10 protein-coding genes are annotated in these 13,310 nt (G+C 50.5%); 2 read left to right on the top strand and 8 right to left on the bottom strand.

The window, feature by feature from the left end; genetic code table 11:
- Window positions 1-86 precede the first annotated feature (86 nt).
- A complete protein-coding gene (locus GU926_RS05110) occupies window positions 87-905 on the top strand; it encodes a hypothetical protein (protein ID WP_160689649.1) in 819 nt (272 codons plus the stop codon).
- A gap of 523 nt (window positions 906-1,428) precedes the next feature.
- A complete protein-coding gene (locus tag GU926_RS05105; protein ID WP_160689647.1) occupies window positions 1,429-3,339 on the top strand; it encodes a RecQ family ATP-dependent DNA helicase in 1,911 nt (636 codons plus the stop codon).
- A gap of 814 nt (window positions 3,340-4,153) precedes the next feature.
- Here the strand turns inward: GU926_RS05105 and GU926_RS05100 are convergent.
- The 8 genes from GU926_RS05100 to GU926_RS05065 all read right to left on the bottom strand — a co-directional run bounded on the left by GU926_RS05100 (window position 4,154) and on the right by GU926_RS05065 (window position 13,055).
- Complete coding sequence (locus GU926_RS05100) at window positions 4,154-5,362, bottom strand: phosphoglycerate kinase (RefSeq protein WP_160689645.1); 1,209 nt, start codon at window positions 5,360-5,362, stop codon at window positions 4,154-4,156.
- A 174-nt stretch (window positions 5,363-5,536) separates the two neighbouring features.
- Window positions 5,537-6,493, bottom strand: a complete 957-nt coding sequence (locus GU926_RS05095) for an alpha/beta fold hydrolase (protein WP_160689643.1) — start codon at window positions 6,491-6,493, stop codon at window positions 5,537-5,539.
- A gap of 239 nt (window positions 6,494-6,732) precedes the next feature.
- Window positions 6,733-6,942, bottom strand: a complete 210-nt coding sequence (locus GU926_RS05090; RefSeq protein WP_160689641.1) for a helix-turn-helix domain-containing protein — start codon at window positions 6,940-6,942, stop codon at window positions 6,733-6,735.
- Between the two features lie 2 nt (window positions 6,943-6,944).
- Window positions 6,945-7,481: a DUF2975 domain-containing protein gene (locus tag GU926_RS05085; RefSeq protein WP_160689639.1), complete on the bottom strand. Its 537-nt coding sequence runs from the start codon at window positions 7,479-7,481 to the stop codon at window positions 6,945-6,947.
- A gap of 223 nt (window positions 7,482-7,704) precedes the next feature.
- On the bottom strand, window positions 7,705-8,301 hold the full coding sequence (locus tag GU926_RS05080) for a hypothetical protein (protein WP_198001465.1): 597 nt from the start codon (window positions 8,299-8,301) through the stop codon (window positions 7,705-7,707).
- A 578-nt stretch (window positions 8,302-8,879) separates the two neighbouring features.
- Window positions 8,880-10,040 (bottom strand): M20 aminoacylase family protein, encoded by a 1,161-nt coding sequence (locus GU926_RS05075; protein WP_160689637.1) that lies wholly within the window; start codon window positions 10,038-10,040, stop codon window positions 8,880-8,882.
- Between the two features lie 11 nt (window positions 10,041-10,051).
- Window positions 10,052-11,551, bottom strand: coding sequence for an MFS transporter (locus GU926_RS05070; protein WP_160689635.1), 1,500 nt, complete (start codon window positions 11,549-11,551; stop codon window positions 10,052-10,054).
- Between the two features lie 460 nt (window positions 11,552-12,011).
- The gene (locus GU926_RS05065) at window positions 12,012-13,055 is read right to left on the bottom strand and encodes an alpha/beta hydrolase (RefSeq protein WP_160689633.1); all 1,044 of its coding nucleotides are present in this window, start codon (window positions 13,053-13,055) and stop codon (window positions 12,012-12,014) included.
- Between the last annotated feature and the right edge of the window lie 255 nt (window positions 13,056-13,310).

Genomic DNA, 13,310 nt, shown 5'->3' with positions numbered 1-13,310 from the left:
TGGTATTATTTGTAATAAAAGTGAAGTTAAAATGCACTTTTAGCAAACCGGGTCTGTTATTATTCTGAACTGAAACTAAAGGAAAAATGCAGACAAAAGTAAATCAGGTTGCCAACGAAGAGAAAGTGGTGAAGAAGAACAAAATAGAGAGCTATGACATCTCTCGTTCTGACGAAACAATGCACTTGGCGATTGATTTAGCGAAGTTCATCAAAGAGAACAGACTTTATCAAAATATCCAAGGGAAAGAGTACGTGAACGTGGAAGGCTGGCAGTATGCGGGTTCTCGCTTGGGCATTTTGCCTATAGTGGAGGAGTTAACCAGCATGACCGATAGCACCGAGATTAAGTACCTGGCCAAAGTAAACCTGTTGAACCTGCGCACCGAGCAAGTGGTAGGAGCGGGCTTTGCCATCTGCTCTAACAAAGAGCAAGGCCGTAAGTACTATCAGGAGTACGCCATAGCGTCCATGGCCCAGACCAGAGCCATTGGTAAGGCTTATAGAAACATTCTGGCCTGGATTATCAGAGCCGCCGGCTATGAGCCAACCCCCGCCGAGGAGATGGACTACCAAGGCAACGTACAGGACGCCAAAGTAGAGCAAGCCAGACCGGCCGCGCCTGCCAAAACCATGAAAGCCGTGCCGGTAGAAGCCGAAGCCGCCGCCCCTGCACCAGCTGCTGCCGCGCCTGCTCAAGCTGAAGATCCCGCGGTGAAATACGCTACCGCCAAGCAAAAGGAAGAGATTATCCGCTTGCTCAACAACCCGGTGATTACCCGCCAAGAGAAAACCAAAATGCTCTTGAACATCAACAAACTGGACGAAGAACGCGCCAAGCAATCTATCCAGAAGTTGAAAAAGGTAATTGAAGACCGTGAGCACGAGCAATCTGCTGCTGCGTAAGTTTTTACAAGAGTGAATGCATGATATTTGAAAGCCCGGCCCTTGGTCGGGTTTTCTGTTTTTAGCCTGTTTTGGTGAAAACAAGCCAAAAACGAGGAAGTATTGTTGATTGTCAATTGTTGATTGATTTTTTCTGCTGGTGTAAACCCCCCCTTCGCCCCCCTTAAAGGGGGAATCTGCGTTTGGTAAAAGCCTAAGCTACACGCACCGTTCCAGTCTTTCCGTCGAGTCGCCTAAGCAGGTTGCCGCCTCTGGCAGGACGGCGGTCACGACAAAGCAAGACTAGTTAAACATTCAGAAAAATTACCACGCAGAAGAGGCAAGCTGGTACAGCGCGAGGCGGGAAGACGGGGCCCCGCGGCCGCGAGCGCTTAGCGGATAAAATGCAACAAGACGGCATAGGGCACCGGAAGAAGCGGCAATGCTCAGGAACAGCCAACGGAAGCGCATAAATCTTTTCCTGAAAGTGGCGACAAAGAAGGGCTTGACCTCCCAGATTCAAAGTCGTAGCTTTGATAGGCTAATGGAAGACCTGCATCACATTTTAAATCAATACTGGGGCTATGACAGCTTCAGGCCGGGGCAGGAGGATATTATTTCTTCAGTCTTGGAGGGACAAGACACACTGGCCATTCTGCCGACCGGTGGCGGGAAGTCTATTTGCTTTCAGGTGCCGGCTTTGGCGCAGGAAGGCGTGTGTTTGGTGGTGTCGCCGCTCATTGCGCTCATGAAGGACCAGGTGGAGAACCTCAGGAAACGTGGCATTTTGGCGGCGGCGCTTCATGCAGGTATGCCCAAGCGCGAGATGGACATGATTCTTGACAACTGTGTGTTTGGCGCGGTCAAGTTCCTGTACGTATCGCCGGAGCGTCTGCAGACCGAGCTCTTTCTGGAGCGGGCCAAACGCATGAAGGTATGCCTGTTAGCCGTGGATGAGGCGCATTGTATCTCGCAGTGGGGGTATGATTTCCGGCCGCCGTACCTGGAGATTGTAAAGCTCAGAGTGATTCTACCGCAGGTGCCGGTGCTGGCATTGACTGCTTCGGCCACCGAGGTGGTGAAGGCTGATATTCAGGAGAAACTGGGCTTCAAAAAAGAACAGGTCTTTCAGCAGAGCTTCGCGCGCAAGAATTTGTCTTATTCAGTGCTATCCGTGGAAGACAAGGAAGCCCGTCTGCGTGAAATTCTGCAGAAGATGAAGGGCACGGCCATTGTGTACGTCCGCAACCGCCGCCGCACCCAGGAACTAGCCGATTGGCTCCTGCGCCAAGGCATTAAAGCAGCTGCTTATCATGCCGGACTTCCGCACCAAACCCGCGCCGCCGCTCAAACCAACTGGATTCAGGACCAAGTGCGGGTCATTGTGGCTACCAACGCCTTCGGGATGGGGATTGACAAGCCAGATGTGCGCCTGGTAGTGCATCTAGACCTCCCTGATTCCCTGGAAGCCTATTATCAGGAGGCTGGCCGGGCCGGCCGCGATGGCAAATACAGTTATGCCACCGTTCTGCTGGGGCCTGAGGACACGTCTTTGCTGCTTAAGAAAACCCAGGAAGCGTTTCCGCCCATTGAAACTCTCAAGCGCGTGTACCAGGCTCTGGCCAATTTTTACCAGCTGGCCACTGGCAGTGGCGCTTTTCAATCGTTTGATTTTGACCTAGCACAGTTCAGCCGAACGTACCAGTTGTCGCCGGTAGAGGTGCATCATTCTCTCAAACAGCTGGAGGCCGAGGGGTTGGTCTTGATGAATGAAGGCTTTTACAGTCCCTCCAAAGTGTACTTTCTGCTGGAGCACACGGCGCTCTATGAGTTCCAGATTATGAACGAGACCCTGGAGCCGCTCATCAAGGGCCTGTTGCGCTTGTACGGCGGCGAACTGTACCGTGATTTTGTGAAAATTTCAGAAGCCGGATTAGCCAAACACCTGGAGCTACCTGAGAAAACCGTTCGGCAGCAGTTGCAGCACTTGCATCAGCGTCAGGTGTTGGTGTATGAGGCACAGCATGACGGTCCGCAGGTGCAGTTTTTGGCACCGCGCCATGACGCCAACAGAATGCCTTTAGACCAGAAGCGCCTGAACCAGTTCAGAGAGCAGGCCCTGTCCAAAGCCAAAGCGGTGATTGCTTTCATGGAGAACAGCCAGCAGTGCAGAACGCAGCAGATTTTGCAGTACTTCGGGGAAATCACCAAGGAGAACTGCCGTATTTGCGATTATTGTCTGGCGCAGAAAAAGAAGGCCCGTCTGCAGGAGAATAAATTACACCTGGAGGCGAAGGTGCTCAGTCACTTGAAAGAAATGCCCCTGCATCCCAAGTCCATCGCCACGCATTTTAGTTCTTCTGAGCAGGAGTTGCTGGGAGATTTGTTGCAGGAGATGCTGGAGAATCAATTGGTGCAGTATACCCCAGAGGGGAATTTGAAGCGGTTGACGTAGGAATCCGTTCGCAAGTCTTTCTTTGGTGTGGATGTTTCTTTCGTGACCTTCTCTTTTTGGTTGGTGCATTCTCGTTGGCCTTTCCCTTGGCAGTGCCGTCTGTTCCGGTGCGCACTCACTGCCTTGTTTTATTTCTTCCGGTAAGCGCTCACGGCCGCGGGGCCCCGTCCCGGCCCTTCGCGCTGCTGTTGTTTGTGGGACTTCGTCCCTGCCGCCGCTGGCGCGGCGCACAAACACCAGAGGCGCTCAGAACCAGGACTGGTTTGGGTCCCATTCTGCTTAGGCTTGTTGGTTGGTTTAGCTGGTTTCAGGCAATGGCCTTGGCTGTCGATGCAGAGTCATGCGTGCTGAGGCACGGCTGTAATCATCTGCTTTCCCGCGTCTGGTTCAAGTTTATAACTTGGACCCACCGTGGCGGGCAGTCTGAGACTGCCCTGGGGCATCAGCCTCAAACCTCTTCCGGTGGGGAACCTGTGCATCATCCTTCGCCAAGTGCGGATTCCCCCTTTAGGGGGCGAAGGGGGTGTTTCCATCAGTAGGTATATTTAGCAGAAGAGGGCAAATCGTTTCAGGACGGGTCGCGACTTTTCGGTATAAATATCACGTATATCGTCCCTCTTTGTAGGGAGTGGAGGGTAAGCCATTCTTGCTTATGAATCGACTAACGATCAACAACTAACAATCAACAACTAACAATCAACAACTAACAATTAACAATCAGCGATTTTCGCCTATTTCCCAGAAAACAGGCCAAAAACGACAACGGCGGCTCTATGGGAGGGCCGCCGTTGCTGGTTTGTTCAAAGCGAATGGCTTAGGTCAAAGGAGTCTCTTCTAGTTGCAGTGCCAGGACGCCGGGTAGTTGCTTGCCTTCCATGTACTCTAAGAGGGCACCGCCGCCGGTAGAGACATAGGATACATCATGCGTATGGCCCATTTGCGCGACCGCTGCGGCAGAATCACCGCCCCCGATGAGCGAGTAGGCGCCGTTTTTGGTGGCTTCTACCACGGCCTCGGCAATGGCTTTGGTGCCGTTGGCGAAGTTGGGCATCTCAAATACGCCCATGGGGCCGTTCCAGAGAATTGTTTTGGAGTTTTTGATTACTTCGGCAAACTCGGCCTGGCTTTCTGGTCCAATGTCCAGACCCATCCAACCGTCCGGAATGGCGTGGCTGGCCACCACGTCTGTGTTGGCGTCGTTGTTGAAGGCGTCTGCGATGATAGAATCCGTGGGCAGGTAGACTTTTACGCCTTTTTCTTCAGCTTTTTTCATCAGCTCCAGTGTCAGGTCCATTTTGTCTGCCTCTAGCAGCGAGTTGCCAATGTGGCCGCCCTGTGCTTTGGCAAAGGTGTAGCTCATGCCGCCGCCAATGATCAGGTTGTCTACGCGGTCCAGTAACTGTTCTATCACCAGGATTTTGTCAGAGATTTTGGCGCCGCCCATGATGGCGGTATAGGGTCTGTCGGCGTAGCTTAGTACTTTCTGGGCGTTTTCCAGTTCGGCCTGCATCACAGAACCACACACCTTGTCATGCGGGAAATAATCAGCTACAATGGAGGTAGAAGCGTGGGCGCGGTGGGCCGTCCCGAAGGCGTCGTTCACGTACACATCGCCTAGCAGGCTCAGCTTCTCAGCGAAGATTTGATTACCCGATTCTTCTTCTTTGTGGAAGCGCAGGTTCTCCAACAACAGAATCTCGCCGGGTTGCAGGGCGTTGGCCATTTCTACGGCCTCAGCGCCAATGCTGTCACGGGAGAACATGACCTGGGTTTGAAAAATGTCTTCCAGCGGCTGAATCAGGTGCTTTAGAGAATACTTCTCCTCGGGGCCACCTTTGGGTCTGCCCAAATGCGACATCAAGATAACCGAACCCCCGTCATTTAAAATCTTTTTGATGGTGGGCACGGCCGCTTTGATGCGGGTGTCATCTGTGATTTCAAAATTGCTGTTCAGGGGTACATTGAAATCTACACGCACCAGTGCGCGCTTGCCCTGGAAGTTGTATTGGTCAATCGTTATCATAGGCTCTGTGAAGGTTAGGTTCTAGCTACGCAAATAGACCTGAAACAGGTGCAAAGCAAATATAGTAATTCTATTTTGATCAGGAGAAGCAGTGGTAGCAATGCGCCTACGTTAAGCAAAGAAAGGCCGTTTTTGGGCTGTTTCCTGTAAAACACGCCAAAAACGGCCCCATGATTAGCGGTTGCGCAAAAATGACTTGACTTCCTGGGCGAACCTGGCGGGCTCTTCTATGTCTGGGAAGTGGGCGCTTTGCTCATAAATTTTATGCGTGCTATTGGGTAGGATGCTTTTTAAGCCGAGCGCGGTGTGTAGGCCGCCGTTTTTATCATGCAAACCACTAATGAGCAAGGTAGGCGTACGCAGTCCTTTGGCTAGTTCCAACAAGTCTGCCTTGTTGTTTTTGAGGTAGACTTTGGCCAGGAGACCGGTGTTGTTAAGCTTGCTTTGCTGCCAAAGTTGGCGGTTGAGTTGGGCCTTGGCAGCATCTACAAACAGAAACTTATCTACAGTAGCTCCGTTGGCCAGGCCCCATACCTTATTGTATTTCTGGGTAAGCGTGGTGGTGTCTTTCAATACGTTTTCAATGGCCGTTCTAAAGGCGGCGTCTCCAATGGAATAAAAGCCTTGGATTTGCACCAGCATGTTGGCCGGCGACAATTCAGCGGGCGATGAGAGAATCAATTGGTCTACCTTTTCTGGGTAGGCCACGGCATAACGCAAAGACAACTCTGCCCCGAAGGAGTAGCCTAGAAGTGTGATTTTAGGTGCGGCCAATGAATCTTGTAGGGCTTTTAGGTCTTGGATAAGGGTTGGCAGGGCGTAGTCGTCGGGGTTGGTGGGCGCCTGGCTTCGGCCCGATCCTCTTTGCTCATAGTAGACCACCGTGGCAAATTTCTCAAGTTCTGGACCGGCTGTTCTTTCAAAGACATAGTGGTTTCCGCCCGGCCCGCCGTGCACGATTACCAGCGGTATGGTGCCGTGCTTGCTGCCTTCTACCTTTACCCAGTGCTTGACGCCGTTAAGTGTGATGAGCCGCTCGCCATCCTGAAGAGTAGGTGCCTGGCTGACAATTGGCGGTTTACTGCAGGAGAAGAATAAAATGCATAGGAGAAAGCTATAGAAGTGTCTCATACGGGTGACAAATTAGATACAAATCATCCATTTAATCAGGTCTGAAAAGCGCAGGCTTACTTTCGGAAAGACTTGATTACTATATTATTGGCTAGCAAAATGTAAATATAGCAAAACCTTATTATTTAGTGGGACCGGGCTGTAGAGTTTCCTATTTATGAGTAAAGCCGTTTTTTGGCTGTTTTCAGGAAAACAGCCAAAAAACGGCTTCATGATTAGTTAAATAAGAAGGGCCTTGGCTATGATTCATTCACATATTCCAGAATGTCGCCGGGTTGGCAGTCTAAGGCTTTGCAAATGGCCTCCAGGGTAGTGAACCGCACGGCTTTCGCTTTGCCGGTCTTTAAAATGGAAAGGTTGGAGAGGGTTAAGTCTACTTTTTGAGAAAGCTCGTTCAATGACATTTTGCGCTTGGCCATCATCACGTCTAAGTTTACAACTATGGGCATGGTTACACGGTTAGGTCGTTTTCTGTCTGAAGTTCCAGGCCCTTCCGGAAGATGGTGGCAATGATGTACAGGACGGCGGCCATTAAGATAAACGCCTGGCTGTCTGCCCAGTAGGGTTGCAGGCTGTCTGTGGCATACCCCCGGCTTTGCAAGTGCTGGGCAGCCTCCCTTCCCACATAACTTATCAATCCAATGGAGAAGGTGTAGTAACTGATTTGCCTGATCTGGCCCGCCACCACACTGTTGAAGGGTTTGGTTAAGTCAAGTTTGGTGACCAGGGCCACCACCACATAGAACATGTACGCTTTCAGGATAGCAATTACAAGTATGAAACTATACATAGAAAAATACCCCCACTTGTTATGGTGGTACATGTCACTTAAATCTAGCGTATTGTACAGATTCTGGACAAACTCAGGGCGAAAAAGACTGACTATGAAATTAACCAACAAGCCACCGGCCTCTATACACAAACCAACAAAGATGATCCAGGCCACAATTTTAAGGCCGATGAAGAGGTAATTGTTTGTGTCAGACATGGCATATACCTTTAATATTTTAACCAAAGTAATAAATAAATATTGATAAACAATAAATAAATTACGATAGTCGATGTCTATTGGTTTGGTATTACTGGTGCATGTTAGCTTGCCTTGCCTAAAAAAGAAACTCCGTTTTTGGGTTCTTTTCCAGGAAAGAGCCCAAAAACGGAGTTTTGCCGAGTTGAAATGGAACGGAACTTTCAATAAAGCGGAGAGCCGATTATCGCTTAGGAAAAACGCCAGAGAAAGTAAGGCCTATGCTGTTGGCAGAATAGGAATTGTTAAACTGGTCTTTATAGTCCATGAGGGTGTAAGAAAGGCCTATGAAACTGTAGGCTATCTCAAAGATGGCGCCGTTGGCTCCCTTAAATTCAAAGTCCTCGCTCAGGCCGTCTGTCTTGAACGTAATGCTCTGGTGCGAGGCCAGGCCTGCGCCAATTCTTATTTTCTCGGTGGCCATGTAGTTGGCGGTCAAATGCAAAGGAATGCGGCTTAACCGAATATGGGCATTGTCTGCCTGGGTGGTCACGTACTTGAAGCCCACGGTGGCCCGCAGCAGGAACTTGTCCAGGTTGGGCAATTCAAACTGTCCGCCGGCATGAATGGACACCCCTTGGCCGGCTCTGGTAGACTGGGTTTCGCCGTTGGTAAAATAGGTTTCGGCAACTTTATCGCCGCCAAACTCAACGGCGGCTCCTAAAAGAAAGCGGACGGGTTTGTAGTCTCGGGCTACTGACGTTGAGTCAGGAGTGGTCTGGGCAAAGGAAGCAGCAACGCTACCAAAGAATAGTAACGGAATCAGTAATTTTTTTTTCATAAAGGGCAGTTAGGTGATTAGGAGTGGAAGCATTGTTTTGAAACTGACTGGTGCTGATCCTGCGGGAGAATAAACATACTTGTAAGCTGGGCAAAAGGGGAATTTCGCCGTTCAAATATATACTTCTTGCCTGAGAAAAAGCAAACCACAAGCAAATTCTGGCCTTGCCCAGAACAGCCAATTTCAAAACTTTCTTTTCCTTAAGGAAGGACCATCTCGACTAATTAGTATCTTTTCTTAGGCACTGAAAAAAGCCAGCCACTATGCATACTTTGCTGAAGTCTGCAACTCCTGGAAAACTCTGTTTAGGTTTAGTCTAGGAAGGGTGGGAGTTGGTTTACTAGCAAGGATATGGAATCTCTGCAAGAGGTATTTTTACTCCAGCGCATTTGCGGCAACATAGAAGCAAAACATAGCGCAGGTGCACGGTCTAAAGCCATGTATCTGCGCTTTTTCAAAGAGTCATGGAAAGCCAACTCCACTATATGCCTGGCAATGGTGAGGATTTGGTAAATGAGCGTACCGGCACGGGCTTTTAGTACGAATTAAAACGTGAAGCTGAGAGCCTTGGGCCTTCGCTATTGTAAATACGCTTCTGTTAACCCCACCCAATAGGCTGCCCCAATAGGCAAGATCTCCTGGTTGAAAATGTATTGCGGATGGTGCACCATGGGGGTATCGCCGTTGCCCAGCATACAGTAGGTGCCCTGCTTTTTCTGCAGCATAAAGGCGAAGTCTTCACTCCCCATATAAGGATGGAGAGTATCTTCCACTTTTTCCTGTCCGAAGACGTCTCGGGCAACCCCGGCGGCCCATTGCGTATTTTCTGGGGTGTTCACCAAAACCGCTCCCGGTATGCCTTCCCGTATCTCATACTGGCAATTGAAAGCCTCAGCCTGGGCCTTGGTCATGGTCCTGATTCTATCCAGCACCTTTTCCCGCAGCTGCGGATCCATGTTTCTGATGCTTAAGCGTAGGATAGCGTTCTGGGGCACCGCGTTGCCGGCATTGCCAGAAAGGAAAGCACCCACCGTCACCACAGAATTCTGCCACGGCGATACGTTACGCGAGACAATGGTTTGCAGCGCCATGACCAATGACGCCCCGCACACCACGGGGTCTATGCCCAGCTCGGGCATGGAGCCGTGGCTTCCCTTACCGGTCAGTTCAATCTCCCAGTTGTCTACGGCGGCCATGGTTTCTCCTTCTCTAAAATAGAGTTTACCCATTTCCAACCCCGGCATGTTGTGCATGCCATACACCGCATCTACCGGAAACTTTTCAAACAAGCCGTCCTGGATCATGGCCGGGCCGCCCTGCATGGTTTCCTCGGCGGGCTGGAAGATGAGGCGCACCGTACCGTTGAAGTTTTTGGCCTGAGATAAATATTTAGCCGCTCCCAGGAGCATGGTGGTATGGCCATCATGGCCACAGAGGTGCGCCCTGCCTTCTACCTTGCTCTTGTACGCCAGCTGGTTGTCTTCCTGAATGGGCAGGGCGTCAAAATCGGCCCGCAGGCCAATGGATTTTTTGTTATCGCCTAGGGTCATGGAAGCCACTATGCCAGTCTTTCCTATCCCCTGGGCTACCTCAAAGCCAAAAGACTTCACTTTCTCTGCAATGAATTTGGCGGTTTCGGTTTCCTGCATAGCCAGTTCTGGGAATTGGTGCATATGATCCATCCACTCTTTCATGTCCTGATGAATGGCTTTGGTGCCTTCCAAAATGTTCGTTTTCATGCTTTGGTAGTTTAAGTTGTGGGCGGCGTTTCAAGGGCCTGGGTATTCAATGACGTCTGCAGGGTTGTTTCTTTCTTGGCAGGTATGGTCTTCAGGATGGAGATGATGGCCACCAAGACCATGAACAGGTTGAAGAGCAGCGCATAAATCGCGCCCTGGCGGTAAGCTAGGTTGTCTTGCCGCCCGGCAAAAGTAATGACGTTGTCAAGGATGCTGCCGGGCGTATCAATGGCGCTAATCCCTACGAAGATGCCGGCAGAAATGGCCACCCCAAAAGCAGCGCCCAAAGAGGAGGCCATTTTGTAAATGCCGGAGCCGGCTCCCGTCTGGGCCTCAGGAAGATTGGAAAGGGCGGCGTCTGTAGAAGGCGTGGCGTAGAAAGCCAGGCCAATGCCAAACAAGGTATAGGAAATGATGGCCAGGATTTTATAAGTGCCCGTCATGACGTTGGTGGGCAACAGCAGCGCAATGGAAATTCCCACAATGATACAGCCCCAGATCATGGGTTTACGCGGCCCAAAGCGTTGCAACAGTTTTTCCCCCGTCCTGATAAACGCCACAATGGCAATGGCGTAGCCTAAGGTAAGGAGTCCGGCCGTCTGCGCCGAAAGACCTCCGCCCACCTGGAGCAGCATCAGAGAAACGATTAGCATGCCAGCTACGCCATTGAGCAGAAAGTTGGAGATGGTGGCCCCGGTATAGGTAGAATTTTTGAAAAGCCTGAAATCAATGAAAGCATTGTCCTTGCCCTTTTCAATCCGGAAAAAGGCGATGCCAAACCCAATAGCTGCGGCCAACAACAGGAGGGAGGCCGCACTGGTCCAGCCAAGGTTGCTGCCCTGGCTCACTAAAACCTGCAGGGCTATCATTACCACCATGAACGTGAGAATGCCGGCCACGTCCTGTTTCTTCTGCTCTCCTGTGGTAGGTGCCTTGCTTTCTGGGGTGCCTTTGATCATCCACATTCCTAACAAAGAGATGACGATGGAGCCGAAAAAGATATACCGCCATCCTACGTTCTGGGCCATTAACCCTCCAAAAAGGGCACAAAACCCAGAGCCGCCCCAGGAACCCATGGACCAGAGACTGATGGCCCGCTGTCGGGCAGCCCCGTCCCAGTAGACTTTCAAGAGGGCCAAGCTGGCTGGCATGATGCAGGCCCCAGACAAGCCCTGCAGAATGCGACCGGCAATGAGAACCGGGGCCGCCAACGTTCCCGCGGGCGTGATGCCTACCAGCAAAGAACCTTTGATGCTAAAGACAAACCCAATTTTGATGATCTTCATCCTGCCCACCCGGTCGGCCAGGCCCCCCATGACCACTATGAAGATGCCAGAGAACAAGGAGGTGATGGAAACGGCAATGTTCATGGTGGCCGTCTCCATTTGAAGGTCTTTGGCCATGTCCACGTTGATGTTGAGGGTGGTTTGGGCAAACAACCAGAAGGCCAGAACGCCTAGGATAATCCCAAACAGCAATTTGTCATTTCCCTTGTACTGCACTGCCTCCATGATGGATGTTTGGCTAATTTTTGGTTCTTGTCATGTAGAGGCCTCGCCTATAAGAAAACCTGGCCTTATCCCATCTTTTCTAAGTCACCAAAATGACTGAGCGGCTTAACAGGAGTACTTTTGATAAGGCATGCTAGCCTAGTAAAGGAGAGTGGCTTTGCTTGGCGTTTGGTAGGTTGATGAATGGGCAGACGGGCGCGTGCTGAATACGCACATGGAGTAGTGCCGCTTTCCTTAATTTTGCTCTTGCTAAACAAGCCAAGACGCTTGCTCTGGAGAAGTTGGAAAGACAATAGGTCCTGCAGGGTTAAACATCCTGTTCATTGTTCAAACGTGCAAAGCAGCATTGGGTTTTTAGCTGAAACTATAAAGCCGTTTTTTGCCTGTTTTCCTTGAAACAGGCAAAAAACGGCTTCTCTGAAAAGAATTTCAAAAGGCAGTTTAGTACTAAAACTGCAGGTTACCTTACCTTGAGTAACTTCTTAACGGCCACATATTGGGCATCTATTACGGCCTGGTTATGACCGTGGGCCGCGCCGGGCACTAGTACAAAATCCTTCTTTGGCGCTTTCACTTTCTCATAGTACGCCCTGGTAAGTTCTGGAGCGGTTAGAATGTCCACTTCGCCCTGAATGAAGGTAACCGGCACCTGAAAGATCAAACCATCTTTCATAAAATCTACACCAGCCATCATAGACTTTATGCCCATCTTCTTGTGGCCGGCAGAATAGAGGAAGGAATAATCATCGCCGTTGTACCGGTCTTGGGCGTCTTTTTCATTGTCATATTCTTGCCTCACTTTCCACCAGGTGGATGGCGCGGGCACGGCCTGCAGCTTCTCATACTTCTTGATGATGCGCATGAGCTGTCCTGCTTTTCTGGCGTCTTCATACGGCGGGAGACCCAAGGCCTGCAATTGCGTGAGCGCCTCCTGATCGTTTGCTTGCTGCGCCAGGATGGATACCTTTTGAAACGCGTTCTTGAATCCTTCGGCATGATTCACCACCTGGGAGTGCCCTACGTAGGCGGCATACAAATCAGGTCTGGTCAAGGCCATCTTTGCGCCCAGAATGGAACCCCAGGAGGTGCCCACCAGCATGGTTTTCTTTTGACCCAGGTGCTTAATCAGGTACTCAGAAAGTTCAATGCCGTCTTTAGTCATTTGCTCCAGGGTCAAGGGGTTTTCCATCCAGTAATCTTCGGTGACAGAATCTGGAGCATTCTTGCCAAAGGTTCTGCCAGCCCCGCGCTGGTCCCAGTACACCAGCACGAAGTCATTTTTCCAGGAGCCATACATGGCATCATCATACTGGCTCATGGTGCTGCCTGGCCCGCCGTGAAGAAACAAAACAATGGGCTTGGTCTTGTCTTCGCCGTGAATGGTCACCCACTGCTCAATGCCCCCCAAGGTGAGGTAGTTTTCTTCATGAATGCCCTTGGTCTGGGCGTCTACTTTATAGGAGAATAAAGCGTAAAACAGAAAAAGCAATAGAGTGGCTTTCATAGTGGGTATAGGGTTGGACCGTGCGGGTGCAGGAGATGTACCTTGTGTTTATGGAAGATGAAAAAGGGTTTTTCCTTTTTTGGTAAGCAAGATAGAGGTTTAAAATTCTACCTGTTTGTAAATTCCTGCCTTTGCCAAGCAACGCTCAGTTGACAAAACCACAAAGAGGCTATTCTTAAAAAGAAGTCGTTTTTAGGCTGATTTCCTGAAAACAGCCCAAAAACGACATTACTTAAGCAGGTTGCAGTGTACGTA

Source organism: Nibribacter ruber, from assembly GCF_009913235.1.
GTDB lineage: Bacteria > Bacteroidota > Bacteroidia > Cytophagales > Hymenobacteraceae > Nibribacter > Nibribacter ruber.
Note: the sequence above shows the minus strand (reverse complement) of the source record. Positions and strands in the feature narration are given on the sequence as shown.

Excerpts from the sequence above, each read along its gene's own strand:
- GU926_RS05090 (WP_160689641.1), bottom strand. The coding sequence starts at position 6,942 with ATGCCCATAGTTGTAAACTTAGACGTGATGATGGCCAAGCGCAAAATG.
- GU926_RS05075 (WP_160689637.1), bottom strand. The coding sequence starts at position 10,040 with ATGAAAACGAACATTTTGGAAGGCACCAAAGCCATTCATCAGGACATG.
- GU926_RS05085 (WP_160689639.1), bottom strand. The coding sequence starts at position 7,481 with ATGTCTGACACAAACAATTACCTCTTCATCGGCCTTAAAATTGTGGCC.
- GU926_RS05100 (WP_160689645.1), bottom strand. The coding sequence starts at position 5,362 with ATGATAACGATTGACCAATACAACTTCCAGGGCAAGCGCGCACTGGTG.
- GU926_RS05070 (WP_160689635.1), bottom strand. The coding sequence starts at position 11,551 with ATGGAGGCAGTGCAGTACAAGGGAAATGACAAATTGCTGTTTGGGATT.
- GU926_RS05110 (WP_160689649.1), top strand. The coding sequence starts at position 87 with ATGCAGACAAAAGTAAATCAGGTTGCCAACGAAGAGAAAGTGGTGAAG.
- GU926_RS05080 (WP_198001465.1), bottom strand. The coding sequence starts at position 8,301 with ATGAAAAAAAAATTACTGATTCCGTTACTATTCTTTGGTAGCGTTGCT.
- GU926_RS05065 (WP_160689633.1), bottom strand. The coding sequence starts at position 13,055 with ATGAAAGCCACTCTATTGCTTTTTCTGTTTTACGCTTTATTCTCCTAT.
- GU926_RS05095 (WP_160689643.1), bottom strand. The coding sequence starts at position 6,493 with ATGAGACACTTCTATAGCTTTCTCCTATGCATTTTATTCTTCTCCTGC.
- GU926_RS05105 (WP_160689647.1), top strand. The coding sequence starts at position 1,429 with ATGGAAGACCTGCATCACATTTTAAATCAATACTGGGGCTATGACAGC.